We start from the raw sequence: 24,573 nt of genomic DNA on the forward strand, positions 1-24,573 counted from the left end.
TTGAAAAATGTCAATCTCATCTGTTAAAGCCCTGAACGAATGCAAGAAAATGCCCGTCTCAAATTTGCTGGCATTTCGTTGTCGTCTTCTGATATAGTCGGCTTAGTTATGATTTTGGCATGGTTCCGGAGTTCCCCTCCGGAACCTGTTTCTTTTTGTGTCTGCAAGTAAAGCGACAGGACTGCGAAGGATAAAAAAATGGTAGAAAAAGTACCGATGACGCACGGTGGATTCATCAAGCTGCAGGAGGAGCTGCGCTTTCGCCAGCAGGAGGAGCGCCCCCGTATCATCGAGGCAATTGCGGAGGCGCGCGCCCATGGCGACCTTTCGGAAAATGCCGAATACCACGCTGCCAAGGAAGCCCAGAGCCATAACGAAGGCCGCATCACTGAACTCGAAGACTTGACCGCACGCGCGGAAGTCATCGACCTTTCCAAGATGTCCGGTTCCAAGATCAAGTTCGGCGCCACCGTCAAGCTGATCGACGAGGATAGCGACGAGGAAAGAATCTATCAGATCGTTGGCGACCAGGAAGCCGATGTGAAGGCGGGACGCATTTCCATTTCCTCGCCCATCGCCCGCGCCCTCATCGGCAAGGAAGTCGGTGACAGCATCGAAGTCAACGCACCGGGCGGCGCCAAGGGTTACGAGATTCTCGCCGTACAGTGGGGCTGATCTGCCCTTTCATGCAATGCGCCCCTCGGGCGCATTGCATTGATATCCTGAACTGAACATCCTGCCTTAGCCGCAAAGACGGAAGCCCATCTTGTCCCACGCCAGTCTGAAAGATGTGCAGGTGCTTGCGCCGAACTTCAAGCGCAGGCTCTCCGGCGTTACCTCCACCATCGTGCAGCTTATTCCGGTACAAAACCGGCTGGGTCAGAAAGTGGCCGTCATCGGCCCCGGCCTGCCGCAGCATCTGCCACATGTGCGCTTCCGTGATCTGTGGCGGCTCTGGCAAAACGGCCCGCTCAGCGGTCCGCGCATCTGGCACGCCCGCCGCAATCTCGAAATGTTGCCGGGCATTCTCATGCGTGACGTGCTGCGCATGAAGCTGAAGCTGATGTTCACCTCGGCGGCGCAAAGGCGACATTCCGCCTATACCCGCTTTCTGATTTCAAAAATGGATGCGGTCGTCGCGACAAGCAGCCGCTCAGGCTCGTTTCTGGAAGTACCACACAGCGTCGTCATGCATGGCGTCGATACCGAGCTGTTTCATCCCGCAACCGGCCCGGAGGATACGATCGCTTCGACCGGCCTGCCGGGGCAATTTCTCATCGGATGTTTCGGACGGGTGCGCCACCAGAAGGGAACAGACCTTTTCGTGCGCGCCATGATCGAACTTCTGCCCGACTATCCCGAATGGACGGCCGTCATCTCCGGCCGCGTGACCGCAGAGCACAAGGCCTTCGCCGACAAGCTCGTGGCCGATGTCGCAGCAGCCGGTCTTGCGGACCGCATCGCGTTTCAGGGCGAGGTGGACGACATCAAGCCCTGGTATCGGCGGCTAACCCTCTATGTCGCACCGTCACGCAACGAGGGCTTTGGCCTGACACCACTGGAAGCCATGGCGTCCGAGACGGCTGTCGTTGCCAGCAATGCCGGCGCCTATGAGGAAATGATCGTCAAGGGCGAGACCGGCATGGTTGTTGAGGCCGGCGACTACGCGTCCCTGCGGGATGCCATTAAAACCTATCTTGCCGATCCTGCTCTCGCCAGGGACCATGCCCGTGCCGGACTTTCGCATGTGCGCACTGCATTTCCGCTGGAAAAAGAGGCGACGAGCCTCGGCAATATCTACGACGCGTTGCGGCGCGGGTAAGCGCCGGCGCAATCACTCAAAGGTCCGCCGATCAGATTTCCACCAGACCGACGCGCTTGACCTGACGGATGGTGAGCATGGTGCGCACGGTGTCGACGTTTTCGTCCGCTGTCAGAACCTCGATGACGAAATCCTGAAACTCGGTCAGGTTTCTGGCGATGCAATGCAGAAGGAAATCGCTTTCGCCGGATACCATCCAGGCCTGGCGCACCAGCGACCATCCGGCCGTCGCCGCTGCAAAGGCTTTCAGATTGCTGTCCGACTGGCGCTTGAGGCCGACCATGCAGAAGGCAACGAGATCGAAACCGAGCTTCGGCGCGTTCAACATGGCGTGATAACCCTCGATCACGTCGGCTTCTTCCAGCTTGCGGACGCGCCTGAGGCACGGCGGCGCGGAAATACCGACCCTTTCGGCCAGCTCCACGTTGGTCATGCGCCCGTCGCGCTGCAATTCGCGCAGGATTTTCAGATCGATGGCATCGAGTTCGACGCTGGTCACGGAGAGGTTCCTCGTTAAGCCGGAGAACTTCCTTGTACTACCAGGCGCAGGATTCGCAACAATATGCCGCCGGCCGGTCACAAAATTGCGCGCGCATCCACAACTGCCTTGTTGGTAACGCAAGGCTGCCCTTGAATAAAGGCACTAGACAACCTTAAATACCGGGCAACGAAGGGGTTGCGGCCTGTCCACCGTGCTGCGGCTGGAATGTTCTGCTGCCGAAAGGCCCCGCTACTTTAAAAAGGATTGTTTCCATGTCTGCCCGCCATACCAAGGTATTGATCATTGGCTCCGGTCCCGCCGGTTATACCGCGGCGATCTACGCGGCCCGCGCAATGCTGAAACCCGTGCTGATTGCCGGCATGGAACAGGGTGGCCAGCTGATGATCACCACCGATGTCGAAAACTATCCGGGCTTTGCCGATCCGATCCAGGGCCCCTGGCTGATGGACCAGATGCTGAAGCAGGCGACGCATGTGGGTGCGGAAATCGTCAGCGACCTCGTGACCGAAGTCGAAACGAACACGCGCCCCTTCGTGGTCAAGACCGATTCCGGTCAGGTCTGGACCGCCGACACGCTGATCATCGCAACAGGCGCGAAGGCCAAGTGGCTCGGTATCGAGAGTGAGCAGCACTTTCAGGGCTTCGGCGTTTCCGCCTGCGCCACCTGCGACGGTTTCTTCTATCGCAACAAGGATGTGATCGTGGTCGGCGGCGGCAACTCTGCCGTGGAGGAAGCGCTCTATCTCGCCCATATCGCCAAGTCCGTAACCGTCGTACACCGCCGCGACAGTTTCCGCTCGGAGAAAATCCTTCAGGAACGGCTCTTCGCCAAGGAAAACGTCAAGATTCTGTGGAACACGGAAATCGCCGAAATCACCGGCGCTCCCGCCAAGCCGCCAATGCCACCCTCTGTTTCGGGTGTGCGACTGCGTGACACCAAGACCGGTGTGATCAGCGATACGCCCATCGACGGCGTCTTCGTCGCCATCGGCCACGCGCCGGCCGTCGAACTGTTCAAGGGCAAGGTGAAGCTCAAGGACAATGGCTACATGTGGACCGCGCCCGATTCCACCGCTACCGACGTGGAAGGTATTTTCGCCGCCGGCGACGTTACCGACGACATATACCGTCAGGCCATCACCGCCGCCGGTATGGGCTGTATGGCCGCCCTTGAAGCAGAACGGTACCTCACCGCGCAGCAGCCGCTTGCGGTAGCAGCCGAATAACCGAAAGGCAGGATAGGCATGGCAATGCCATTGGACTGGGATAAACTGCGCATTTTTCATGCCGCAGCCGAAGCGGGGTCTTTTACCCACGCTGCCGACAAGCTGCATTTGTCCCAGTCGGCCATCAGCCGCCAGGTCAGCGCGCTGGAACAGGATGTTGGCGTGAAGCTGTTTCACCGCCACGCCAGAGGTCTTATCCTCACCGAGCAGGGCGAACTGCTGTATCGCACCGCCCACGACGTGTTGCTGAAGCTCGAAACCGTCAAGATGCAACTGACCGAAACGACGGAGAAGCCGAGCGGCAAGCTGCGCGTGACGACGACTGTTGGTCTCGGCCAGGGCTGGCTGACGGACAAGGTGCAGGAATTCCTGCAGCTCTATCCGGAAATGTCGATCCAGCTCATCCTCGACAATGAGGAGCTGGATGTGAACATGCGCCACGCCGATTGCGCCATCCGCCTGCGTCAGCCGCAACAGTCCGACCTTATCCAGCGCAAGCTGTTCACGGTGCACATGCACGTCTATGCGGCGCCGTCCTACATCAACCGCCACGGCGAGCCGCAGTCGATCGAGGATCTGGACAACCACCGCATCATCTCCTTCGGCGAACCGGCACCCAACTATCTGCTTGATGTCAACTGGCTGGAAAATGCGGGACGCTCGTCGGACAACACCCGCATTCCGCATCTTCAGATCAACAGCCAGACCTCGATCAAGCGCGCCTGCCTGCTGGGAATAGGTATCGCCTGTTTGCCGGATTACATCGTCGGGCGCGATCCGGGATTGATTCAGTTGTCGCTTGCCGCCGATATTCCCTCGTTCGACACCTACTTCTGTTACCCGGACGAGATGAAAAACGCTGCAAAACTGAAAGCCTTCCGCGACTTCGTCGTTGCCAAGGCACGGAACTGGAACTTCTGACGTTTAAATAGGCCAGCGCCACAAAATATCATACTAATTCATGGAGTTGGCCTTCCCAAGATGGCGGCGCGCCAGACGCGCCGCGCTTCAGCTTTGCACATAAATTATACCGGAAATATCCAGACCTGCATCGCACGCATGCCTGACCTGCACAAAAAAGAGTTGTTTCGTGCACAAAAAAGCACCATATCGCTCTCAGTTGATGCACACGGTGGCTTTTCCTCCCAGTTCCACCGCATCAGCTGTTCCCCTCTGGAGGTTTTTGACCTTCACACTTAAAGGGCCCTGGATTTATCCGGCGGCCCTCTTTTTTTACCCGCAAGAATTTTCTCCAATTTGGCGAAATATCGCATGATGCAACCTTGTTTTGCATTCTTGCCACTCCCATATTTCAATCAGCTGTCACGCCTGCCTATGCACGCGACAGCTGTTCCCCTCTGGAGGTTTTAACCTTCAAACTCATTGGCCGCGGAGAAATCCGGCGGCCATTTTTTTGCGCGCTGTTCTCGGCCCGGGCGACAACCTCACAGAGACGTGAATTGTATATCGGAAACTATCGATATAAATATCGGACATGTCAGATATTAGAGAAACGCAGATGAACCCGGAGGAAATCCTCAAAGCCCTTTCACACCCCGCAAGGCTGAAGTTCCTCGAGTGGCTGAAGAGCCCTGAAAGTCACTTCTGTCAGGACCATCCGCTCAGCATGGGCGTATGCGCCAATCAGTTCCAGATCAGCGGCCTGTCGCAATCGACGGTCTCCTCACATCTGGCGGTTTTGCAGGCAGCTGGCCTGATAAGGTCAAAGAAAGTCGGGCAATGGGTGTTTTTCGAACGCAACGAGGAAACCATCGACGCCTTCCGCAATTATCTGCAAGCCAATCTTTGAGCCTCCCAAGCTTATAAGACCGGGGCGTCGGACCGGAAACTGCAAGGCGGTTTTCTCTCCGATGCCCATACATTAGGAAAGCGCGCCAGCCGCGCAGTTTCGCCAACCGACCAGAAAGTGAAGTCGCATGACAAGTCTTTTTCGAACCGGCACAGGCCGGCGATATCGCACTCGCCAACCGTATCGTCATGGCTCCCCTCACCCGCAACCGCTCGCCGGGAGCAATTCCCAACAATCTCAACGCCACCTATTACGAGCAGCGCGCAACAGCCGGGCTGATCGTGACCGAAGGCACGCCGATTTCCCAGCAAGGTCAGGGTTACGCGGATGTTCCGGGCCTCTACAAGAAGGAAGCGGTTGAGGGCTGGAAAAAGATCACGGATGGCGTGCATGTCGCCGGCGGCAAGATCGTCGCGCAGATTTGGCACGTGGGACGCATTTCCCACACCTCGCTCCAGCCGCATGGCGGACAGCCGGTCGCCCCTTCCGCGATTATCGCCAAGTCCAAGACCTATATCATCAATGATGACGGCACCGGCGCGTTTGCGGAAACCTCCGAGCCACGCGCACTGACCATCGACGATATCGGTCTTATCCTTGAAGATTACCGGACCGGCGCGCGCGCCGCACTTGAGGCCGGGTTCGACGGTGTCGAAATCCATGCCGCCAACGGTTATCTGATCGAGCAGTTCCTGAAATCCAGCACCAACCAGCGCACCGACGAATATGGCGGCTCGATCGAAAACCGCGCCCGCTTCCTTCTCGAAGTCGTCGATGCGGTTGCGGAAGAGATTGGCGCAGGCCGCACCGGCATTCGCCTGTCACCCGTCACACCCGCCAACGACATTTTCGAGGCCGACCCGCAGCCACTCTATAATTACGTTGCGGAAGAACTCGGCAAACGCAATCTCGCCTTCATCCATGTTGTTGAAGGTGCGACAGGTGGTCCGCGCGACTTCAAGCAGGGCGACAAGCCCTTCGATTACGCAGCCTTCAAGGCCGCTTATCGCAATGCGGGCGGCAAGGGCCTGTGGATCGCCAACAATGGCTACGACCGTGAGAGCGCCATCGAGGCGGTGGAAAGCGGCAAGGTTGATGCCGTGGCCTTCGGCAAGGCCTTCATCGCCAACCCGGATCTGGTGCGCCGTCTCAAGGACAACGCGCCGCTGAACGAGCCGAACCAGCCGACCTTCTATGGTGGCGGGGCTGAAGGCTATACCGACTACCCGGCTCTTGGCTGATCAGTGCTAAACTTGAAACGCCGCACCGCTCCACAGCGGTGCGGCGTTTTGCCGTTTCAGGACAGGCCTCGCGCCTGCCGCGCAGCAAAGTCTGAAAATGCGCCCATCACGAAGGCGTTGGCCACATGCAGCGCCTGCAGAAAGCCACTGCCCGTTTCCCGACCGATGCTCATCAACGCCACCTGAAGGCAGTAGAGAGCGAGCAGCACGAGCGCGCGCCCAAGGTTTGGCCGGAGGTCATCATGACGAAGGGCGAGCACGACTAGAGATACAATGGGAACGGCGATCAGCATGCCAAGCCCTTTGTGAACCACAAGCAGCGATCCGTCATGATAGATCGACAGCCCGGCCAGCAGCACCTGCGCGAAAATCAACACCGGCACGCCTGCCGAAATCACGGCGAACATACGGCGCCGCCGGGAAAATCCATTAGCCACTGTAACCATCACACCCTACCCCCGGCATCGGTCGCATGATGAAGGCCCGCCGGTTGCTGCACCTCGGCGAGACACCCAAGGCTCGCCAGTGTTTCCGATACTGCCGCATCGATCGGCGTTCGCGGTTCCGCGCCGAGGAATTCGACAAGCTTGCGGTTGCTCATCAGGATCGGCATCTGCCACAGATATTTCATTTCCATGACTTCGCGGAACAGTGGAACGAACGGTGCAGCCAGCCCGACGGCTAACCACGAAAGCCGCCGCATCTTGACCGGATGACCGACGGCTCGCTCGATTGCCCCAACCAGTTGCAGCCCGTCGAAATCCCAGACACCCTCCATGTGGTAGACGGCAAACGTTTGAAGCTCGTCCGAGCGATCGAGCAGCCGCCCGATTATCTCCGCAACATCCGGCAGATAGGCCCATTGATGCCCGGCATTCGGTACTGCTGGATTCTGAACACTGCGAACCGGCTTACCCGGTCGCACCAGCATCTGCGAAAACCAGTTGTTCTTCGCGTCAGGACCAAAGAAATCACCGGTGCGGACGATCAGGACCGGCACGCCGCGCATCGACGCCATTTTCAAACGCCGCTCCATTTCAACGCGCAAGCCGCCCTTGCGGGTGAAAGGCTTTTGCGGACTGTCCTCCGTCAGAAGCGGAAAGGCATCCGGGCCAAAATTATAGATGCTGCCTGGAAACACGATCCTTGCCCCGCAGGCCTCGGCAGCGGCAATGGTATTGTCGAGCATCGGCAGCACTTGGCTGTCCCAGTTGCGATACCCCGGAGGATTGACCGCATGGACGATGAGCCCGGCGCCTTTTGCCGCCTTCACCACATCCTCCCGGTTCATGGCATCGCCGGTCACGCGCTCGATGCCATCGACGGCATCAACTGGTGCCGATCGGCGAGTCATCGCCCGCACCCGCCAGCCGCGCTGCAACAACATCTTCGAGACATGGCTGCCGACGCCACCATTCGCCCCAACAATCAGCGCCAGAGGCCGGTTATTCTCTGCTGTATTTGCGTGGATTTCATATATCATTGCCATTACTCCTTCTTCTGGGCTGGAGTATCGGGCCATCAGGCGATATACGAAATTGTCCAAATGAGTGGAGCCGCTATACAAAATCTTATAATCAGAAGCCGCGATGTCAGCTGGGATTTTTACCGCACCTTCCTCAGCGTGCTGCGCGACGGCTCGCTTTCCGCCGCCGCTCGCGAACTCGGCATTACCCAACCGACAGCTGGGCGCCATATCGGAGCGCTGGAAGAGGCCATCGGCTTTCCGCTGTTCATCCGCTCGCCGCACGGGCTGATGCCGACGGAAGCGGCGCTGGCGCTCCGGCCCTATGCGGAAAATCTGGCGGCGACGGCCGCAGCCCTTATGCGGGCGGCCTCCGGCGAGGTCGGCAAGATCGAAGGAACCGTTCGTATCAGCGCATCGGACATCATCGGCGTTGAAATGCTGCCGCCGATCATCGCTGCCATGCAGGAGATTCACCCCCGGCTTGAAATAGAACTTTCACTCTCCGACACGTTGGAAGACCTTTTGCGGCGCGAGGCTGATATCGCCATCCGCATGACCGAACCGCAGCAGGATGCCATCGTCATGCGCTATATCGGCAATTTCCGTCTGGGATTTCATGCCACACGCGACTATCTGGCAAGAGCCGGCACCCCGAAAAACATGGAAGAACTGAACAACCACCGTATGATCGGTTTCGACCGCAAGACGCCTTTCATCAGGGCGGCGATCCAGCGCATGCGCTCGCTCGATCCGGAAATACCCGATATCGAAGAAATTTCCTTCGAAATTCGCGCCGACAGCAACCTCGCCCAGCTTGCCATGATCCGCGCCAGCGCGGGCATCGGCGTCTGTCAGATCGGCCTGGCGCGCAAGGATCCGCGGCTTGTCCAGGTCCTTCCGAAAACCGACATCCCGCTGCACGCATGGGTCGCGATGCATGAAAATCTCAAGACCTCGCCGCGATGCCGTGCCGTGTTCAGCGCCCTTGTCGACGGCCTGAAGGCCCACCTGAAGGAAACCGATCCGGGCGCCCCGCCGCAACGACGCTAGCGCCATTACAGCATCGATGCCGCACGGCCTTGCGCCCGCAAATCCGCAAGACATACCGGCGAAGCATGGATGGTGATGCTGTTCTCACCGGAAATGTTGACGCACTCCATCAAAACGGTCTGGCCGGCGGTGAAATCTTGTCGACCACTTCCGCCTCCGGCCGGTCGCCGCCCTGGCTGTATTCCTCATGCCACTGGCCGCGTTCGTCCTGATAGCTGATTTCCTCATCATCGCCGCCCACCTGCTGTTCGGCAGCAACGATGCGCGCGGCCTCGACCGCATCGGCATAGGTAGGAAATGTTTCGGAATAAGCGCCGTTCATGCGGTAGGCGAAGCCACCGTCATGTTCCACGACTTCATATACCACTTTTGTCATGCATGTTCCTCCTGTTTCAGTAGGCGACATCGCAACCACAACCGCGCTTCAAGCATTGCACCCAACGGGGGACAACACGGCATGAGCAGCATGTCCTTGACCGTAACACTATCCTACCAAAAGCACTCAAGCGCAAATCCTGCTTGATCTTAACGACGATACGTCACAGCCTCACACTCTCAGGGGAAGGGAAATCGATGGCGGGTTCTATTTTAAAGCAGGAGCGCATGTTGCTGCTGGCAATACCGGTGGCAGCCGTCGCCTATATGGCCGAACATGCGATATTCGAGGCCGGCAAAACGGCGTCGCTGATTGCCGCGATCGCCCTGATAGGGATGATCGTTCTGGTGTCGATGCGGGTTGCCCACCACGCCGAAATCCTCGCCGCCAAGGTCGGAGACCCCTATGGCACGATGATCCTGACGCTGTCTGCCGTGGCGGTGGAAGTGTTGATCCTTGCCATCATCATGAGCGAATCCAACTCGCCGACGCTCGTGCGTGACACGATCTATTCCGCCGTGATGATCGACATCAACGGCATTCTGGGACTGGCCGCCCTGCTGGGAGGCCTTCGCCACGGCGAGCAGCCCTACAATGACGATTCAGGCAAAACCTACGGCGTCATGATCCTGACTGCCATGGGCATCTCGATGATCGTGCCGGAATTCATCCCCAAGGAAAGCTGGCACGTCTATTCCGCCTTCACCATCGTTGCAATGATCGCGCTTTATGCGCTGTTCCTGAAAATGCAGGTTGGTCCGCACAGCTATTTCTTCAGCTACGCCTATCCCCGCAAGGCTCATCCCAGCGGTCATCCATCCGGCGATCACACGGAGGACGAGGAAGAGGGCAGCGTGCCCCTCTCCATCGGTCTCATCGTCGCGGGCGTCGTGCTGATCGGCGTGCTGGCGGAATTCATGGCGGCCTTCCTAAGCCAGAGCCTCGAGGGCACAAGCGCGCCACCGGCACTGATGGCAGTCGTGGTCGCGACGATCTCAGCATCACCGGAAATCCTGACCGCGCTCAGGTCCGCATTGCGCAACCGCATGCAGGCCGTGGTCAATATCGCCATGGGCGCATCGCTTTCGACGGTCATCCTCACCGTCCCTGTGATGGAGGGCATCGCACTCTACACCGGTCAGCCGTTCATCATGGCGATGACGCCGGTTCAGACGGTCATGGTCTTCATCACCCTCATCGCCGCCGCCATCAACCTCAATGACGGTGAAACCAACGCGATCGAGGGAATGACGCATTTCATCCTCTTCGCAACCTTCATCATGCTGTTGTTTCTCGGGCTTTAGCCGCAAAAAAGCCCGGCATCGCTGCCGGGCTTTGTTATTCAATATCCTAGACCGATCAGCGGCAATCGGCGCAGAAGCGCTGGATGCGCTTGCAGGCCTCTTCCAGCAGTGCTTCCGACGTGGCGTAGGAAATGCGGAAGTTCGGGCCGAGGCCGAACGCCGATCCCTGCACGACGGCAACACCTTCGGCTTCCAGAAGCTCGGAGACGAAATCCACATCCGACTCGATGACCTTGCCGGACGGCGCGGTCTTGCCGATCATGCCGGCGCAGGACGGATAGACGTAGAATGCGCCTTCCGGAGCCGGGCAATTGATGCCTTTCGCCTGGTTGAGCATGGAGACGACGAGATCGCGGCGGCCTTCAAAAATCTTCTTGTTGGCCGGAATGAAATCCTGCGTGCCGTTCAGCGCTTCGACAGCCGCCCACTGAGCAATCGAGCTGGCGCCCGAGGTCTGCTGGCCCTGGATCATATCCATGGCCTTGATGAGCGGCAGCGGGCCGGCTGCATAGCCGATACGCCAGCCGGTCATGGCATAGGCCTTGGAGACGCCGTTCATCGTAAGCGTGCGGTCATAGAGCGAAGGCTCCACCTCAACCGGCGTGACGAATTTGAAGTCGCCATAGGTCAGGTGTTCGTACATGTCATCAGTCAGCACCCAGACATGCGGATGCTTGACCAGCACGTCCGTCAATGCCTTCAGCTCGTCATGCGAATAGGCAGCGCCCGAAGGGTTGGACGGCGAGTTGAAAACGAACCACTTGGTCTTCGGCGTGATCGCCTTTTCCAGCGCTTCCGGCTTCAGCTTGAAATTGTCTTCGAGCGTCGTGTCGACGAAGACAGGCGTACCGCCGCAGATCGCCACCATTTCGGGATAGCTGACCCAGTAAGGTGCAGGAATGACGACTTCGTCACCCGGGTTGAGGGTGGCCATGAAGGCGTTGAAAAGAATCTGCTTGCCACCGGTGCCGACGATGGTCTGCTCCGGCTTGTAGTCCAGACCGTTTTCGCGCTTGAACTTGTCGGCAATCGCCTTGCGCAGTTCAGGAATACCTGAAACGGGCGTGTATTTCGTTTCGCCGCGCTTGATGGCGTCAATGGCGGCTTCCTTGATGTTTTCGGGCGTATCGAAATCCGGCTCGCCGGCGCCAAGGCTGATCACATCGCGGCCCTTCGCTTTAAGCTCACGGGCTTTCTGGGTAACAGCGATGGTGGCGGATGGCTTTACGCGGGAGAGAATGTCGGCAAGGAAGGCCATTTTTAATCGGTCCTGTTGTGGTTGACATCGGCAGAGGCGGAAAATCCTGTCTTCTGCGGCATTTTCTATGTCGAAAGACAGGCGCTCTTTCAAGGTCAAAAGCAGCATATGTGACACGGGGAAGAATTTAAACCTTCCTTAACCCGGAAGTAACGCTTGATGCGCTATATTCTCCGGCTAGAGGTCGTGTCTCTGTAGCTGGTTGAAAAATGGCGCCCAAAAGCATCTTTTCCAGTCTTGTCCGCGAGGTCGATGGCACATGGTCCACGGCCTATGGCACCTTCAACTTGAAATCCGCACTGCAGCCCATTTTTCGCCGAACGATGAACGGCGCTCTCGACATCGATTCCTTCGAGGGTCTGGTGCGTCCCCATCGCAACGGCGAACCTGTGACACCCGGTGAATTCTTCTCGCTGGTGGCACCAGAAGATATAGAGAATATCGACAGTATTCTGCGCACGATCCACATTCTCAATACCGGCAGGCTCAATCGTTCGCGCGCCCGCGTCTTCGTCAATTTCCATCCGGGCCTGTTCCAGACCCCGGCCAAGATGCGTCAGGAAGTGGAGCGCATGCGCCTTACCGCCCACGAGGCCGGCATGACGGCAGACCGCATCGTCTGCGAAATCTCCGAGAAAAAAGTCTCCGATACGCAGATGGTCGCCGACTTCGCCTATCATATGCACGACATCGGTTTTCGCGTGGCGCTGGACGATTATGGCGCGGGCGATTCCGACATTGACCGGGTGAAACTCATCAAGCCGGACTATGTGAAATTCGAGGCAGGCTGGGTGCGTGATTTCATGCAGAATTCCGGCAGGCGCCGCCCTTCTGCGCGTCATCGTCAGCCAGTTTCGCGACGATGGGATAGAGCCGGTGTTCGAAGGACTGGAAACCGGCAGGCAGGTGGATATCTGCGAGGACCTCGGCGTCCTGCTGATGCAGGGATACGTTTTGGCAAAACCCGAACTAGCGCCGACGAGTTTCGACGCTCGCTTTCCCGAACTCGGCAGCGGATATTTTTCACCCTCGCCAAGGTCGGATAGAAGTACTGCGACACCGGCATTCCCGCGTGAAGACCGCCCAGCCGAGCCGCATACCCTGCGCCAGACCAGAACCTTCGGAAAACGCGGCCTTTGAGGCCGTTGACAGCGAAATTGTCCTGAAATCGGCTTTGCCACGATATTGCCACAATAAATACTGCGGAACGCCTGAATTCGGTCTCCAAGCCGTCCATTTCGAAGCCTCTTTTATCCTTTGAGAACAGGGACAAGAGGCGATCGCCATGTTTACCAACGACAGGACATCAGTTGAACGGTTAAGGGCGCAGAGAACGCTGTTTTCCCTCTGGATGGCCATTGCCGCCTTTCTTGTCGTCGTCACCATGGCCGCCGGGATCGCAACCTCGGCCAATGCAGCCCCTCAGGCAGTCGACACCCTGCAGACATCCTCTATTCCGCAGGTGACGGCAACCGCGCGGGCGGGAGGGCACCTGTTGCTGGTTATCTTCTCGGCTGCAGCCTTCATCAGCCTCGGCATAGGCGGCCTCGCGCTCACCCGGCGAAGCCTGAAGGACGAGGCCCGCCGCCACAAGTAAGCCGCCCTCTCCTCGACTTGCGGCATCGGCGTGTTGCTGCTAAAGCACAGGGGAAGTCGTCAGAACGACGTTTCAAAAATCCCCGAAATGCCAAGGCCGCGACGGAATGATCTTCGGGCCCCTGCTGTGCTGGTGCCATCAATGACGCGTATTCAGGCCAACATGCTGCTTCTGCTCGCCGCGGCGATCTGGGGAGGCGGTTTCGTCGCACAATCATCCGCCATGGCCTCGATCGGGCCATTCTGGTTCGTCGGTTTACGCTTCGCCATTGCCGCCATCGCCGTGCTGCCATTCGCCCTGATGGAAAACCGCTCGAAAAAATCGCCGCCACGTCGCAGGGAAATCGGCGGCTTCATCCTTGTGGGCCTCGCCCTGTTCGGCGGCGCGACGACGCAGCAGGTCGGGCTTTTGACTACGACCGTCACGAATTCCAGCTTCCTGACGGGACTTTACGTCATCTTCGTGCCCGTGATCGCCGTCGTTCTTTACCGGCGCCATCCCCACTGGATCGTCTGGCCCGGCGCCCTGATGATGCTGGGTGGAATATTCCTGCTCTCCGGCGGCGCATTCGAGGCGCTGACGCAGGGCGATATTCTCAGCATCATCTGCGCCTTCTTCTGGGCAATCCAGATTACGCTTGCAGGTCGTTTCGTTTCCGAAAGCGGACGGCCGCTTGCGCTCTCATGCACTCAGTTTGCGATTTGCTCTCTCTTGAGTTGCATGATCGGCCTTGCGGTAGAACCCATCAGCATGGCGTCCATAGAAGGGTCGCTGGCGGAAATTCTATACGTCGGCCTCGTATCCTCCGGCCTCGCCTTCGTTTTGCAGGTCGTCGCCCAGCGGTATACGACCGCGCCGCAGGCTGCGATATTTCTCTCTTCAGAGGCGCTTTTCGGTGCCTTGCTGGCGTCGATTTTCCTGAAGGAAACCATTTCCAACGCCGGTTATATCGGCTGCGTGATCATTTTCGCCGCTATATTGATCGTCGAACTGGTGCCGGAACTGACGCGTAAACGGCAAAAAACCGTCGTTGGAACGGCCTGACGCAGAAAGAACTGATTTTTCTGTTTCGAGGAAAAATCGTACCGCCGCATTCAAAATTTTGCCCGGAAACCGAAGGCAACCGGCAATTATTTCATCAATTATCAAATATGCGGAAAAAATGTGCGACTACGCGCAGGAATTCTACCGCAGGTTTTTATCCGACAAAAAGCCCGTGAAAACTTTTGCTTGCCAATTTTCCATAAACGCAGCAATCTAATGCGGTTCGGGCAATTTGCGAGCATGGGAAGGCCTATAAATTTGCGCACTGGGGACGCTATAAACCTCGGGCGGTGGGACGAAAAACGTTGGATGAGAACGCCATTACTTCCCGCTGTGAAGGTCCTTTTTCTCAATAGTCAAGAGCTGCCTGCCAACGCCCTCGCGGGGCAAAACTGTAATGCTGCCTGTAGCTGAACGCGGGCAGAGCGAAAAGGACCTGATGCATGGCCGAAACTGGCACCGTAAAATTCTTCAACACAGACAAAGGCTTCGGCTTCATCAAGCCAGACAATGGTGGCGCTGATATCTTTGTTCATATCTCTGCCGTACAGGCTTCCGGCCTGTCCGGACTTTCAGAAAATCAGAAAGTGAGCTTCGACACGGAACCGGATCGTCGCGGCAAGGGCCCGAAGGCAGTCAATCTGCAGATTGCTGGCTAACCCTAAAACGGCTTTCATTTCTAGTTGAAGCCCGGCAGGAATGCCGGGTTTTTTTATGCCCAATCCGGAGGCGCCAATACGCGCCCGGAAACTCAGATCCCCTTGAGATAGGGGTTGGTGCGCCGCTCCTCGCCAAGCCGCCCACCGGGGCCATGGCCGCAGATAAATCCGACATCATCACCCAGCGGCAGCAGCTTGTCGCGAATGGACGCCATCAATTGCTCGTGGTTTCCGCCCGGCAGGTCGGTACGCCCCACCGACCCCGCAAACAGCACATCGCCGACATGGGCGAATTGCTGGTCGCGATTATAATAGATGACGTGACCTGGAGCGTGACCCGGGCAATGGTAGACTTCAAAGACATGATCCCCGAACGATACCATGTCGCCCTCATTCAGCCACCTGTCCGGCAAAACGTTCTGAAGACCGCTGATGCCGTATTTCTCGGCCTGGGTCTCGATCCTCTCGAGCAGCGGCCGATCGTCCTCATGCGGGCCGATCACCGGCAGGGAAAGCTTCTCGCGCAGTTCCTTGGCGCCGCCGGCATGGTCGAGATGGCCGTGCGTCAGCCAGATTTCCTTGAGCGCGATGCCGTTTTCGGAAACCACCTGAAGAATGACATCCACATCCCCACCGGGATCGACGATAACGCCTTCCTTCGTATCCTCATCGAAGAGAATGGTGCAGTTCTGCTCGAACGGCGTGACCGGAATAATGCCCGCCTGCAACTTTCCCATATCCCGTGTCTCCCTGTCTGACAAATCCGGCCTCCTATAGCCTGCGGCCGGTTCCGGCACAATGGCGGAGGAAAAAGCAACGGTTTCCGGTGACCTTGCCACTCCCAAAAAATATGAGCTAATTCAATTAGATATCGGAAATGTTCCCGCCCGAGACGGGAGGTATCTGTGAAAAATGTGGAACGCCCTGAAGGCTGCGACGTTGTAGGTCCAGTCTTAAAAGGAGTGAGACACATGGACAAGACGCTTAAAATGCTCATGGCTGGCGGCGCTTTCGCCCTGATGGCCGGTTACGCAAACGCCGCCATGGTCGCCACAACAGCATCGGACGTTTCCGTTCGTTCGGGCCCAGGCGAGGATTATCCCGAGCTTGGCCTTGCCACCCGTGGCAGCAATGCGGTTCTCGATGGCTGCATGGACGGCAGCAGCTGGTGCCGAATCGAAGTCAACGGCCTGCGCGGCTGGGCACATGCGGATTATCTGAATGTCATGTATGAGGGCTCTCCCGTCATTCTCGAACAGCGCCGCTCCGATATCAGCGTGCCGGTCGTGACTTACGAGAAGACCTCGAGCGTACAGGCAGAACCCAACCCCGGCGACCCAAACCTTGGCCGCGTCGGTGAAGTCAATCCGCCCGAAACAGTCATCTCCTATATTGACGAGCACCCTGCGGACACTGTCACCTTTGATGGCGAGGTAGCGGTCGGCAGCACCCTGCCCTCCGATACCCGGCTCGTGGAAATCCCTGATTACCAGTACCGCTACGTTCAGGTGAACGACGTGCCTGTTCTGGTGGAGCCATCGACGCGCCGGATTGTCTACGTCTACCAGTAGACGCGAACTCGATACCGGCAGCATGAAACCAATGAAGAGCGCGGGCTTTCCGCGCTCTTTTCTATTTCCGGTAATGGCAGTCAGGATTCCAGTTGCACCGGCACCCGCAGCATATTATCCACCGCAACAGAAAATGATCGCGGCATCCTCCCGAGCGGACGCATTTTCGGCTATGTTTACAGAATATTGGCGCATCGACGCATGTCAGCCGCAGAATATGAAGGAACCGCAGTGCCACCGCAATCGCTCAAAACCGCAGCCGCCAGGCAGACACCGGCACTCCCGAAGGTTGACGACGGCAAGATCGACTTCGATACGATAGAGGCGCTGTTCTTCGCGTATCGCGATTTCGTCTCCGATCCAGATGTCATTCTTTCGAAACTGGAATATGGGCGCGCGCATCACCGGGTAGTCTATTTCGTCAGCAGGCAGCCCGGCATGACGGTGGCGGATCTGCTCGACACACTGCAGATCACCAAGCAGAGCCTTGCCCGCGTGCTCAAGCAATTGATCGACGACGGTTATATCCGCCAGATGGCTGGCCCGGAAGACCGCCGCCAGCGCAGGCTCTATCCGACGCTGACAGGGCGCGAACTGGCGCTGGCGCTGAGCGAGCCGCAGTCGCGGCGGATCGACCGTGCGCTGGAAGGGCTTGGACCCGACGCCCGCGCCTGCGTTCGCAAGTTTCTGGCGCAGATGCGTAGCCCGACACCGGGGGAAGGCGACTGACGATGGCCACGGCAACGACAAAACTCCCCCCGCTGATGACGATGCGGCCCACCTTCTGATCGTCGATGACGACGCCCGCATTCGCAATCTTCTGCAACGTTTCCTCGGCGACAAGGGATACCGCATCTCCGTCGCAGCCGATGCGGCAGAAGCCCGGCGCAAGATGGTCGGCATCCGTTTCGACCTTCTCATTCTCGACGTGATGATGCCGGGGGAAAACGGGCTTTCGCTCACCCGGTCGCTGAATGAGAACAAATCCGTGCCGGTCATTCTCCTGACCGCCCGCTCGGAGGCGGATTCGCGAATTGCTGGGCTGGAAGCCGGCGCGGATGATTATCTCGCGAAGCCTTTCGATCCGCGCGAACTTGTCCTTCGTATCAACAACATCCTGCGGCGCAACACTTCGCCGGATACGCCCAAGATCGAACAGATCATGTTCGGCCCCTACAGCTTCTCTATCCCCAGGAAGGAATTGCGGCGCGGCGCTGAAACGATCCGCCTGACGGATCGCGAACAGGAGATCATGCTGCTCTTTGCGCTTCGCGCCGGCGATACCATTCCACGGCACGAGCTGGTCGAGGCGGAATCCGAAGTGGGCGAAAGAACAATCGACGTGCAGATCAACCGCCTTCGCCGCAAGATCGAGGACGACCCTGCCAACCCGGTCTATCTGCAAACGGTGCGTGGCATCGGCTACCGCCTGAGCGTGGATTGACAAGGACAAACGAAAGGCGGGCGCACAGCCATGGCGAGCCTCGATTTTCTAATCACTGTCAGGAACAGCGGCGTAGCGAAGACCTGGCGCGCATTTACCAGATGGCTTCGCCACTGGCTGCCCACCGGGCTTTATACGCGCTCGCTGCTTATCATCATCCTGCCGATGATCCTGCTTCAGGGCGTTGTCGCGGCCGTTTTCATGGAGCGTCACTGGCAGCTGGTTACCGAGCGCCTTTCCTCCGCCGTAACGCGCGATATCGCAGCGATCATCGAGCTTCTGCAAACTGATGAGGAAGAAGACGACTATCAGCGCGTCATCCGCATCGCTCGCGAGAAGCTGGGTCTCAGCATCTACATCGAGCCGAAGGCCGATTTGCCGGCCCCGAGACCAGAACCGTTGTTTTCCATTCTGGATACGATCCTCGCCAATCAGCTGACCCAGCAAATCGGCCGGCCATTCTGGATCGATACTTATGGCAACGGTTCCCTGGTTGAAATACGTGTCCAGCTCGAAGACAAGACACTCCGCGTCTTTACCAGTCGCAGCGCCGCCTATGCCTCCAACACGCATATCTTCCTTGTCTGGATGGTCGGTGCATCGCTGGTTCTGATCGCCATTTCCATCCTGTTCCTGCGCGGTCAGATCAAGCCTATCGAAGCGCTTGCCAAGGCGGCCGAAAATTTCGGCAGGGGCCAGAAGATCAGCGCCTATTCCCCACGCGGCGCAGACGAGGTGCGGCGGGCGGGACTTGCCTTCATATTGATGCGCGAACGCATCGAGCGGCAGATGGAACAGCGCACTGCCATGCTGAACGGTGTCAGCCACGACCTGCGCACCATCCTCACCCGTTTCAAGCTGCAACTCGCGCTTGCCGGCGACAATCCTGATCTGGAAGGGTTGGACAAGGATGTCGAGGATATGCAGTCGATGCTGGAGGCCTACCTCACCTTTGCCCGCACCGATGTCGAGGAGGATGTCGGCACGCTGGAGCTTCCGGCACTTCTGGAAAAAATCGACTATGATTTCGAGCTGCACGGCAAAAAATTCAGCTATGAGCTTTATAATATCGACCAGATCATCGCGCGCCCGAATGCCCTCTCCCGCCTCGTCGCCAATCTCGCGGAGAATGCCCGGCGCTATGCCAGCAAGCTCCATATCGACATCCGCAAGGCGCCACGCTCCATCATCATGACGTTTGATGATGACGGGCCGGGTATTCCGGAAGCGTCAAGGGAGGATGTCTTCAAGCCGTTCTTCCGGCTGGACGAGGCACGCAACCTCAACGCCTCTGGCACCGGGCTCGGCCTCTCCATCGTCCGCGACATCGCCCGCAGCCATGGCGGTGACGTATCGCTGGACGACAGCCCGATGGGCGGATTGCGGGTAATCGTCAAAATTCCGGCGTAGAGCAGCGGAGAGAAAAATGTGATGCGGCTCGCCCGCATCCGTCATTCCAGCCTTGAACCGGAACGACGGAGAAAGAATGTTCAGCCTGCGCAATCTTCGGGTTGCGTGTTGTTGCGCTTTCTCAGCACATTTTCTCGCCGTTCGGCACTGGCCGCTCGACCGCGGCAAGCACGATGTCGCCGTTGCCATCGGCAAACCCCAGTGTCAGAACTTCGGAGCGGAACGGGCCAATCTGGCGCGGCGGAAAATTCACCACACCCAGCACCTGCCGGCCGATCAGACTTTCCGGGGTATAATGCACCGTGATTTGCGCCGAGGATTTCTTGATGCCGATCTCGGGGCCGAAATCGATCTTCACCTTGATCGCCGGCTTGCGTGCTTCCGGAAAAGGCTCTGCCTCAACGATCGTGCCGACACGGATATCGACCTTCTCGAAATCGGCATAGGAAATTTCACTGCTCATGCCCTGCTCCCGCCAGCCTGCTCGTCTTCAACCAGCCAGTTCTTCGGCGCGATTTTTCGCCGCAGCGATCGCCTTGTCAAACAGGGGCTGCATACCGTCTTCGGCCATCAGCACCGAAAGTGCGGCGGCCGTTGTACCGCCCGGCGAGGTCACGTTCTGGCGCAGGCGCGCCGCCTCGTCAGAAGACTGATGCAGGAGTTCGCCAGCACCGGCCACGGTTTCACGCGCCAGCCGCATGGCTATATCCGCCGGCAGACCGGCCTTGCGACCGGCTTCCGCCATGCATTCCACCAGATAGAAGACATAGGCCGGACCGCTTCCCGAAACCGCGGTAACCGCGTCGATATCGCTTTCGGTTTCCACCCATTCGACCGGACCGCTGACCTTCAGCAATCCATCCACCACGGCTTTAAGTGCCGGCGTCACCAATTCGTTGGCATAGGCGCCCGTCACGCCACGGCCAACCATGGCCGGCGTGTTCGGCATGGCCCGCACGGCGGCGACCGAGCCGAAATGCGAAACGAAAGTGCCGATGGTGGTGCCGGCCGCAATCGAAACCACGACGGTCTCGGGTCCGAGCAAGGGCTTGAGGGAGGGTAGCACTGCTTCCATCATCTGCGGTTTTACCGCGACAAACAGAATGCTCGCCTTCACGCCGTCAGGCACGCTTTCGCTATGCGTGGCGCCCGCTTCCGCAATTGTCGTGCGCATGGCATCAGAGGGGCGCGGATCGATGACGATAACCTGCGAACCCGGCACGCCTTTTTTCAGCCAGCCCGAAAGCAAAGCGCCGCCCATGTTGCCCGCCCCAACGAGGACGAGAGGACCGGAAGCCCTGTAGACCATTTTCAAGCTTCTCCGACGGTCTCGAACATGACCGCTTCAATTGCACTTTTCGCATCCAGCCCCGACCATACGACGAACTGGAATGCCTGATAATATTGTTCGCATGCCTCAAGCGCGCTGGAAAGCAGCACTTCCACCTGCTGGTTGTTAGGCTCCGCACCGCCAGCCAGAAGCAGCGACTGGCGGAAGATCACAACATCTTCCTGCCGCCACAGATCGAAATGACCCATCAGTATCTGGCCGTTGACCTGAGACAACAGGCGAATGACTTCGTTGACGCGCTGATCGGGCACCTTGATGTCGAAGGCGCAGGCCAGATGCAGTGCCTCGAAATCTTCCATCCAGGAAAAGGAAACGTGATAATCGGCCCCAGTGGCCCGCCACCGTCATGGCGATCTCATCTTCGCCGGAACGTTCGAACGACCAGTCGTTCGAGGCGGCGACAATCTCGATCATGTCCACGGGATTGGACTGGCGCTCAATTTCAAATTCTATCAGGCTCATGCGGCACCTTCTCATCCGGTATGGATGTTCTGTTTTGAACGCCGGGCACAAAACGCACACACAAACCGGATTCAACACTTGAGACGATTGCCCGACACCAACAGAGTTACACATTCACCCTGTGTGGAGCTTACCAGGTTCGTTTCGAATCATCATTTAAAATCAGTGTATAATGGCCGAGTCCTGCTGCCACCCCTCGGGCAGCATTTTTACTTTTTGAACAGTGGATATCTTCTCCCCCATCACCTCAGGCGAGATACATAAGCGACTCTGGCAATTGCGTTTTTTGGAAGTGTCCACAGGCCTCAAAAAATTAACGATGGAGGCAGGTCCGGATCGACAGGGAATAATTTCGGGTTGCATGGCCCGCAAACAAAAGGTCCCGGAACCGCAGGCGATCCGGGACCTATTGATGAAAAAGCGCGAAAAGAATCAATCCTTGGCAGCAGAAAGCTTTGCTTCCAGAGCCTCGATGCGAGCGCGCAACGCATCGTTTTCATCGCGCGCCTTGATCGCCATCTCGCGCACCGCGTCGAATTCCTCGCGCTTGACCACGTCGAGGCTGTTCAGCCAGCGATCCGCCTGTGCGTGCAAGGCAGCCTCGGCCTCCTTGCGCATTCCCTGCGCAGCGCCCGCCGCATCGGTCATCAGCTTGGCGAATTCATCCAGAAAACGATTGGTGCCTGTCGTGCTCATGGCCCTGTTCCTTCGTCGGTTCAGGGAGCGTTCCGTTCCCTGCTGTTGATGCCTTTCAGGTAGGCACTCGACAGCCGCCTTGCAAGCAAAATCGAAAAATCCACATGGCTTGCAATGGCCTTCGGCATCGCAAAGCGTCCCTTGAAGAATAATCTTGACCGGCGCTGCGGCAATCGCCATTTTCCTCGCGTAAAGAGACCGGAGAGCATCATCGCCCGGCTCCTTGAGGCAATGGGTCATTCTGTTGTCCGCCCAGCAACGATGACGGAATATACGGATTGTTAGCCGCTCCCACCCAACTTGCCATCATGCCATTTCCGAATATCGATCCGGTTGCCCTGTCTCTCGGGCCTCTGGCGATCCATTGGTACGGCATTGCCTATGTCGCCGGCATCATGCTCGGCTGGTTTTATGCCCGCCGCCTTGCGCTTACGCCTCGCCTGTGGCCAAACGATACATCGCCAATCTCGGCGCAGCATCTTGACGACTTCATCCTGTGGGCAGCCGGCGGCATCGTGCTTGGCGGGCGCATCGGCTACATCCTGTTTTACGATCTTGGCGCCGTCGCCGCAAACCCTATAAGAGCACTTGAGATATGGAACGGCGGCATGTCGTTCCATGGCGGCCTGATCGGCACGACCATCGCCATGATCCTCTTCGCCCGCAAGAACGGCATCCCTGTCTGGAGCATGTTCGATATCATCGCAGCCGTCGCACCTGTCGGCCTGCTGTTCGGACGCATCGCCAATTTCATCAATGGCGAATTGTGGGGACGTATCGCCGACGTTCCCTGGGCCGTCGTGTTCCCGACCGGCGGGCCGTTTGCGCGCCACCCCAGCCAGCTTTACGAAGCGGGACTTGAAGGCCTCGTTCTCCTCGTCATTCTGGCGGTCACCATCTACGTTTTCAGGGCGCTCAAGACACCTGGCATCGTAACCGGCATCTTCGTTTGCGGTTACGCGCTGTCGCGCATCTTCGTGGAATTCTTCCGCGAGCCGGACGCCCAGATCGGTTATCTCGCGGGCAACTGGCTGACCATGGGCATGGTACTCTCCACGCCGATGTTCCTTCTTGGCCTCTGGGCCGTCTTGCGTGCGCGACGCGCGAAAATACGCGCTTAAGCGGAATGGCCTGCCATGACGACACCGCTTGCGCAACGCATCAAATCCCTCATCCGCCTGAACGGCCCGCTCAGCGTCACCGATTTCTTCTCGCTTTGCCTGGCCGATCCTGAACACGGTTATTACCGGAGCCGCGAGCCTTTCGGCCGATCGGGCGATTTCATCACCGCTCCGGAAGTCAGTCAGCTTTTCGGCGAAATGCTCGGCGTTTTCGTGGTTCACGCCTGGCAGCGCCATGGCGCACCCGCAGATATTCGTCTGGTGGAAATCGGCCCCGGCCGCGGCACCATGATGTCTGACATGCTGCGCGTCATCCGCCGCATCGCCCCACCGCTTTACGAGACGATGCGGGTGCATCTGGTGGAGACCAGCCCTCGCCTTTGCGCCATCCAGAAAGAGACGCTCGCTGCGCATGCCGAACGGCTGACATGGCATGACAGTTTCGATGCGGTGCCGGAAGGTTTCCTGCTCCTCGTCGCCAACGAGCTTTTCGACGCCATCCCAATCCGCCAATTCGTGAAAACGCCGCAGGGTTTCCGCGAACGGGTGGTCAGTCTTGGTACCGATGGTGAACTGGTCTTCTCGACTGGGCTTGCCGGCATCGACCCGGCGCTGCTGCCGCCCGGCCCGGAACGGCAGCCGATTGGCAGCATATTCGAGATCGCACCCGCCCGCGAAGCCGTAATGACCGCAATCTGCCAGCGCCTGTCCGCATATGGCGGCACCGCACTCGCGATCGACTACGGCCATCTGGTCGCCGGGTATGGCGACACATTGCAGGCCATGCGCAACCATGCCTTCGACCCGCCGCTTTCTCATCCCGGGCAAGCCGATCTGACCAGCCATGTCGATTTCGAAAGCCTCATCAGGACGGCTGAGGCAAACGGCGTTCATGTCAACGGCGGCATCAGGCAGGGCGACTTTCTTTATGGTCTTGGCCTGAAGGAACGGGCAACCGCCCTTGCCGCAAAAGCTATACCCGACCAGACGCTTGAAATCGCCGAAGCGGTCAACCGTCTCGCTGGCGAAGGGGCTGGCAGGATGGGGGAACTTTTCAAGGTCATCGCCGTTTCAAGTCCCGCGCTCCATCTCATGCCGTTTCGCGCGGTGGATTGACAGTGCAATCACCTCTGGGCCAACATCGGCCCAGAACGAAGCAAG

25 protein-coding genes and 3 pseudogenes are annotated in these 24,573 nt (G+C 58.3%); 18 read left to right on the forward strand and 10 right to left on the reverse strand.

Annotated features, from left to right (window positions below):
- Positions 1 to 198: 198 nt before the first annotated feature.
- Both greA and RBH71_RS23015 read left to right on the forward strand, forming a co-directional pair.
- Positions 199 to 675, forward strand: coding sequence for a transcription elongation factor GreA (greA, locus tag RBH71_RS23010; RefSeq protein WP_003513396.1), 477 nt, complete (start codon positions 199 to 201; stop codon positions 673 to 675).
- Positions 676 to 766: 91 nt separating this feature from the next.
- Positions 767 to 1,822, forward strand: coding sequence for a glycosyltransferase family 4 protein (locus RBH71_RS23015; RefSeq protein WP_003513398.1), 1,056 nt, complete (start codon positions 767 to 769; stop codon positions 1,820 to 1,822).
- 31 nt (positions 1,823 to 1,853) lie between these two features.
- On the opposite strand, the gene RBH71_RS23020 is transcribed toward RBH71_RS23015, so the two are convergent.
- Complete coding sequence (locus RBH71_RS23020) at positions 1,854 to 2,321, reverse strand: Lrp/AsnC family transcriptional regulator (protein ID WP_003513401.1); 468 nt, start codon at positions 2,319 to 2,321, stop codon at positions 1,854 to 1,856.
- A gap of 254 nt (positions 2,322 to 2,575) precedes the next feature.
- On the opposite strand from RBH71_RS23020, the gene trxB reads away from it, so the two are divergent.
- From trxB to RBH71_RS23040, 4 genes and pseudogenes are all read left to right on the forward strand, one after another.
- Entirely contained in the window at positions 2,576 to 3,550 is a 975-nt protein-coding gene (gene trxB, locus RBH71_RS23025) for a thioredoxin-disulfide reductase (protein ID WP_003513403.1), read from the forward strand.
- Positions 3,551 to 3,574: 24 nt separating this feature from the next.
- Positions 3,575 to 4,471 carry a LysR family transcriptional regulator VtlR gene (locus RBH71_RS23030; RefSeq protein WP_003513405.1) on the forward strand — a complete coding sequence of 299 codons (897 nt, stop codon included), beginning with the start codon at positions 3,575 to 3,577 and terminating at the stop codon, positions 4,469 to 4,471.
- A 598-nt stretch (positions 4,472 to 5,069) separates the two neighbouring features.
- Positions 5,070 to 5,360, forward strand: a complete 291-nt coding sequence (locus RBH71_RS23035; protein WP_003513408.1) for an ArsR/SmtB family transcription factor — start codon at positions 5,070 to 5,072, stop codon at positions 5,358 to 5,360.
- Positions 5,361 to 5,500: 140 nt separating this feature from the next.
- Positions 5,501 to 6,601, forward strand: a pseudogene (locus tag RBH71_RS23040) (alkene reductase); the annotation flags it as partial.
- Between the two features lie 56 nt (positions 6,602 to 6,657).
- Here the strand turns inward: RBH71_RS23040 and RBH71_RS23045 are convergent.
- Positions 6,658 to 7,047 (reverse strand): DUF6220 domain-containing protein, encoded by a 390-nt coding sequence (locus RBH71_RS23045; protein WP_035251836.1) that lies wholly within the window; start codon positions 7,045 to 7,047, stop codon positions 6,658 to 6,660.
- A complete protein-coding gene (locus RBH71_RS23050) occupies positions 7,047 to 8,084 on the reverse strand; it encodes an NAD-dependent epimerase/dehydratase family protein (RefSeq protein WP_035251837.1) in 1,038 nt (345 codons plus the stop codon). Before RBH71_RS23050 ends, RBH71_RS23045 begins: the two co-directional genes overlap by 1 nt.
- Positions 8,085 to 8,147: 63 nt before the next feature.
- Here RBH71_RS23050 and RBH71_RS23055 point away from each other — a divergent pair, with 63 nt between their 5' ends.
- Positions 8,148 to 9,119, forward strand: a complete 972-nt coding sequence (locus RBH71_RS23055) for a LysR family transcriptional regulator (RefSeq protein WP_003513416.1) — start codon at positions 8,148 to 8,150, stop codon at positions 9,117 to 9,119.
- A gap of 109 nt (positions 9,120 to 9,228) precedes the next feature.
- Here RBH71_RS23055 and RBH71_RS23060 read toward each other — a convergent pair whose 3' ends face one another.
- On the reverse strand, positions 9,229 to 9,495 hold the full coding sequence (locus RBH71_RS23060) for a DUF2188 domain-containing protein (RefSeq protein ID WP_003513427.1): 267 nt from the start codon (positions 9,493 to 9,495) through the stop codon (positions 9,229 to 9,231).
- A 197-nt stretch (positions 9,496 to 9,692) separates the two neighbouring features.
- Between RBH71_RS23060 and RBH71_RS23065 the strand changes: the two genes are divergently transcribed.
- A complete protein-coding gene (locus RBH71_RS23065; RefSeq protein WP_003513429.1) occupies positions 9,693 to 10,799 on the forward strand; it encodes a calcium:proton antiporter in 1,107 nt (368 codons plus the stop codon).
- Between the two features lie 55 nt (positions 10,800 to 10,854).
- Here RBH71_RS23065 and RBH71_RS23070 read toward each other — a convergent pair whose 3' ends face one another.
- A complete protein-coding gene (locus RBH71_RS23070; RefSeq protein ID WP_003513431.1) occupies positions 10,855 to 12,057 on the reverse strand; it encodes a pyridoxal phosphate-dependent aminotransferase in 1,203 nt (400 codons plus the stop codon).
- A 209-nt stretch (positions 12,058 to 12,266) separates the two neighbouring features.
- Here RBH71_RS23070 and RBH71_RS23075 point away from each other — a divergent pair.
- The 4 genes and pseudogenes from RBH71_RS23075 to RBH71_RS23090 all read left to right on the forward strand — a co-directional run bounded on the left by RBH71_RS23075 (position 12,267) and on the right by RBH71_RS23090 (position 15,357).
- Positions 12,267 to 13,197, forward strand: a pseudogene (locus RBH71_RS23075) (EAL domain-containing protein).
- A 145-nt stretch (positions 13,198 to 13,342) separates the two neighbouring features.
- Positions 13,343 to 13,654 carry a hypothetical protein gene (locus RBH71_RS23080; RefSeq protein ID WP_075807739.1) on the forward strand — a complete coding sequence of 104 codons (312 nt, stop codon included), beginning with the start codon at positions 13,343 to 13,345 and terminating at the stop codon, positions 13,652 to 13,654.
- Positions 13,655 to 13,795: 141 nt separating this feature from the next.
- Complete coding sequence (locus RBH71_RS23085) at positions 13,796 to 14,698, forward strand: DMT family transporter (RefSeq protein ID WP_003513435.1); 903 nt, start codon at positions 13,796 to 13,798, stop codon at positions 14,696 to 14,698.
- Between the two features lie 443 nt (positions 14,699 to 15,141).
- Complete coding sequence (locus tag RBH71_RS23090; RefSeq protein ID WP_003494703.1) at positions 15,142 to 15,357, forward strand: cold-shock protein; 216 nt, start codon at positions 15,142 to 15,144, stop codon at positions 15,355 to 15,357.
- Positions 15,358 to 15,449: 92 nt separating this feature from the next.
- On the opposite strand, the gene RBH71_RS23095 is transcribed toward RBH71_RS23090, so the two are convergent.
- Positions 15,450 to 16,094 (reverse strand): MBL fold metallo-hydrolase, encoded by a 645-nt coding sequence (locus tag RBH71_RS23095; RefSeq protein WP_003513437.1) that lies wholly within the window; start codon positions 16,092 to 16,094, stop codon positions 15,450 to 15,452.
- A 234-nt stretch (positions 16,095 to 16,328) separates the two neighbouring features.
- Here RBH71_RS23095 and RBH71_RS23100 point away from each other — a divergent pair, with 234 nt between their 5' ends.
- The 4 genes from RBH71_RS23100 to RBH71_RS23115 all read left to right on the forward strand — a co-directional run bounded on the left by RBH71_RS23100 (position 16,329) and on the right by RBH71_RS23115 (position 19,782).
- Positions 16,329 to 16,928, forward strand: coding sequence for a DUF1236 domain-containing protein (locus RBH71_RS23100; RefSeq protein WP_003513439.1), 600 nt, complete (start codon positions 16,329 to 16,331; stop codon positions 16,926 to 16,928).
- A 201-nt stretch (positions 16,929 to 17,129) separates the two neighbouring features.
- On the forward strand, positions 17,130 to 17,657 hold the full coding sequence (locus tag RBH71_RS23105; RefSeq protein WP_003513440.1) for a MarR family winged helix-turn-helix transcriptional regulator: 528 nt from the start codon (positions 17,130 to 17,132) through the stop codon (positions 17,655 to 17,657).
- A 55-nt stretch (positions 17,658 to 17,712) separates the two neighbouring features.
- On the forward strand, positions 17,713 to 18,372 hold the full coding sequence (locus RBH71_RS23110) for a response regulator (RefSeq protein ID WP_323687555.1): 660 nt from the start codon (positions 17,713 to 17,715) through the stop codon (positions 18,370 to 18,372).
- Between the two features lie 30 nt (positions 18,373 to 18,402).
- Positions 18,403 to 19,782 (forward strand): ATP-binding protein, encoded by a 1,380-nt coding sequence (locus RBH71_RS23115; protein ID WP_003513442.1) that lies wholly within the window; start codon positions 18,403 to 18,405, stop codon positions 19,780 to 19,782.
- Positions 19,783 to 19,903: 121 nt separating this feature from the next.
- On the opposite strand, the gene RBH71_RS23120 is transcribed toward RBH71_RS23115, so the two are convergent.
- From RBH71_RS23120 to RBH71_RS23135, 4 genes and pseudogenes are all read right to left on the reverse strand, one after another.
- Positions 19,904 to 20,245, reverse strand: coding sequence for a tRNA-binding protein (locus RBH71_RS23120; protein ID WP_003513443.1), 342 nt, complete (start codon positions 20,243 to 20,245; stop codon positions 19,904 to 19,906).
- Positions 20,246 to 20,272: 27 nt separating this feature from the next.
- Positions 20,273 to 21,091, reverse strand: a complete 819-nt coding sequence (proC, locus tag RBH71_RS23125) for a pyrroline-5-carboxylate reductase (protein ID WP_003513444.1) — start codon at positions 21,089 to 21,091, stop codon at positions 20,273 to 20,275.
- Between the two features lie 2 nt (positions 21,092 to 21,093).
- Positions 21,094 to 21,595: pseudogene (locus tag RBH71_RS23130) on the reverse strand (YbjN domain-containing protein).
- Between the two features lie 432 nt (positions 21,596 to 22,027).
- Positions 22,028 to 22,291 carry an accessory factor UbiK family protein gene (locus tag RBH71_RS23135; RefSeq protein ID WP_003513446.1) on the reverse strand — a complete coding sequence of 88 codons (264 nt, stop codon included), beginning with the start codon at positions 22,289 to 22,291 and terminating at the stop codon, positions 22,028 to 22,030.
- A 308-nt stretch (positions 22,292 to 22,599) separates the two neighbouring features.
- Here RBH71_RS23135 and lgt point away from each other — a divergent pair, with 308 nt between their 5' ends.
- On the forward strand, positions 22,600 to 23,412 hold the full coding sequence (gene lgt, locus RBH71_RS23140) for a prolipoprotein diacylglyceryl transferase (protein ID WP_029658791.1): 813 nt from the start codon (positions 22,600 to 22,602) through the stop codon (positions 23,410 to 23,412).
- Positions 23,413 to 23,427: 15 nt separating this feature from the next.
- Positions 23,428 to 24,528, forward strand: a complete 1,101-nt coding sequence (locus RBH71_RS23145) for a class I SAM-dependent methyltransferase (RefSeq protein ID WP_003513459.1) — start codon at positions 23,428 to 23,430, stop codon at positions 24,526 to 24,528.
- Positions 24,529 to 24,573 lie beyond the last annotated feature (45 nt).

The organism is Rhizobium sp. AN68, from assembly GCF_030758035.1.
Lineage (GTDB): Bacteria > Pseudomonadota > Alphaproteobacteria > Rhizobiales > Rhizobiaceae > Agrobacterium > Agrobacterium tumefaciens.

Bases quoted from the DNA above. Each gene is read 5' to 3' on its own strand.
- greA (WP_003513396.1), top strand. From the start codon at position 199: ATGGTAGAAAAAGTACCGATGACGCACGGTGGATTCATCAAGCTGCAG.
- trxB (WP_003513403.1), top strand. From the start codon at position 2,576: ATGTCTGCCCGCCATACCAAGGTATTGATCATTGGCTCCGGTCCCGCC.
- RBH71_RS23030 (WP_003513405.1), top strand. From the start codon at position 3,575: ATGCCATTGGACTGGGATAAACTGCGCATTTTTCATGCCGCAGCCGAA.
- RBH71_RS23035 (WP_003513408.1), top strand. From the start codon at position 5,070: ATGAACCCGGAGGAAATCCTCAAAGCCCTTTCACACCCCGCAAGGCTG.
- RBH71_RS23045 (WP_035251836.1), bottom strand. From the start codon at position 7,047: ATGGTTACAGTGGCTAATGGATTTTCCCGGCGGCGCCGTATGTTCGCC.
- RBH71_RS23050 (WP_035251837.1), bottom strand. From the start codon at position 8,084: ATGATATATGAAATCCACGCAAATACAGCAGAGAATAACCGGCCTCTG.
- RBH71_RS23055 (WP_003513416.1), top strand. From the start codon at position 8,148: ATGAGTGGAGCCGCTATACAAAATCTTATAATCAGAAGCCGCGATGTC.
- RBH71_RS23060 (WP_003513427.1), bottom strand. From the start codon at position 9,495: ATGACAAAAGTGGTATATGAAGTCGTGGAACATGACGGTGGCTTCGCC.
- RBH71_RS23065 (WP_003513429.1), top strand. From the start codon at position 9,693: ATGGCGGGTTCTATTTTAAAGCAGGAGCGCATGTTGCTGCTGGCAATA.
- RBH71_RS23070 (WP_003513431.1), bottom strand. From the start codon at position 12,057: ATGGCCTTCCTTGCCGACATTCTCTCCCGCGTAAAGCCATCCGCCACC.
- RBH71_RS23080 (WP_075807739.1), top strand. From the start codon at position 13,343: ATGTTTACCAACGACAGGACATCAGTTGAACGGTTAAGGGCGCAGAGA.
- RBH71_RS23085 (WP_003513435.1), top strand. From the start codon at position 13,796: ATGACGCGTATTCAGGCCAACATGCTGCTTCTGCTCGCCGCGGCGATC.
- RBH71_RS23090 (WP_003494703.1), top strand. From the start codon at position 15,142: ATGGCCGAAACTGGCACCGTAAAATTCTTCAACACAGACAAAGGCTTC.
- RBH71_RS23095 (WP_003513437.1), bottom strand. From the start codon at position 16,094: ATGGGAAAGTTGCAGGCGGGCATTATTCCGGTCACGCCGTTCGAGCAG.
- RBH71_RS23100 (WP_003513439.1), top strand. From the start codon at position 16,329: ATGGACAAGACGCTTAAAATGCTCATGGCTGGCGGCGCTTTCGCCCTG.
- RBH71_RS23105 (WP_003513440.1), top strand. From the start codon at position 17,130: ATGTCAGCCGCAGAATATGAAGGAACCGCAGTGCCACCGCAATCGCTC.
- RBH71_RS23115 (WP_003513442.1), top strand. From the start codon at position 18,403: ATGGCGAGCCTCGATTTTCTAATCACTGTCAGGAACAGCGGCGTAGCG.
- RBH71_RS23120 (WP_003513443.1), bottom strand. From the start codon at position 20,245: ATGAGCAGTGAAATTTCCTATGCCGATTTCGAGAAGGTCGATATCCGT.
- proC (WP_003513444.1), bottom strand. From the start codon at position 21,091: ATGGTCTACAGGGCTTCCGGTCCTCTCGTCCTCGTTGGGGCGGGCAAC.
- RBH71_RS23135 (WP_003513446.1), bottom strand. From the start codon at position 22,291: ATGAGCACGACAGGCACCAATCGTTTTCTGGATGAATTCGCCAAGCTG.
- lgt (WP_029658791.1), top strand. From the start codon at position 22,600: ATGCCATTTCCGAATATCGATCCGGTTGCCCTGTCTCTCGGGCCTCTG.
- RBH71_RS23145 (WP_003513459.1), top strand. From the start codon at position 23,428: ATGACGACACCGCTTGCGCAACGCATCAAATCCCTCATCCGCCTGAAC.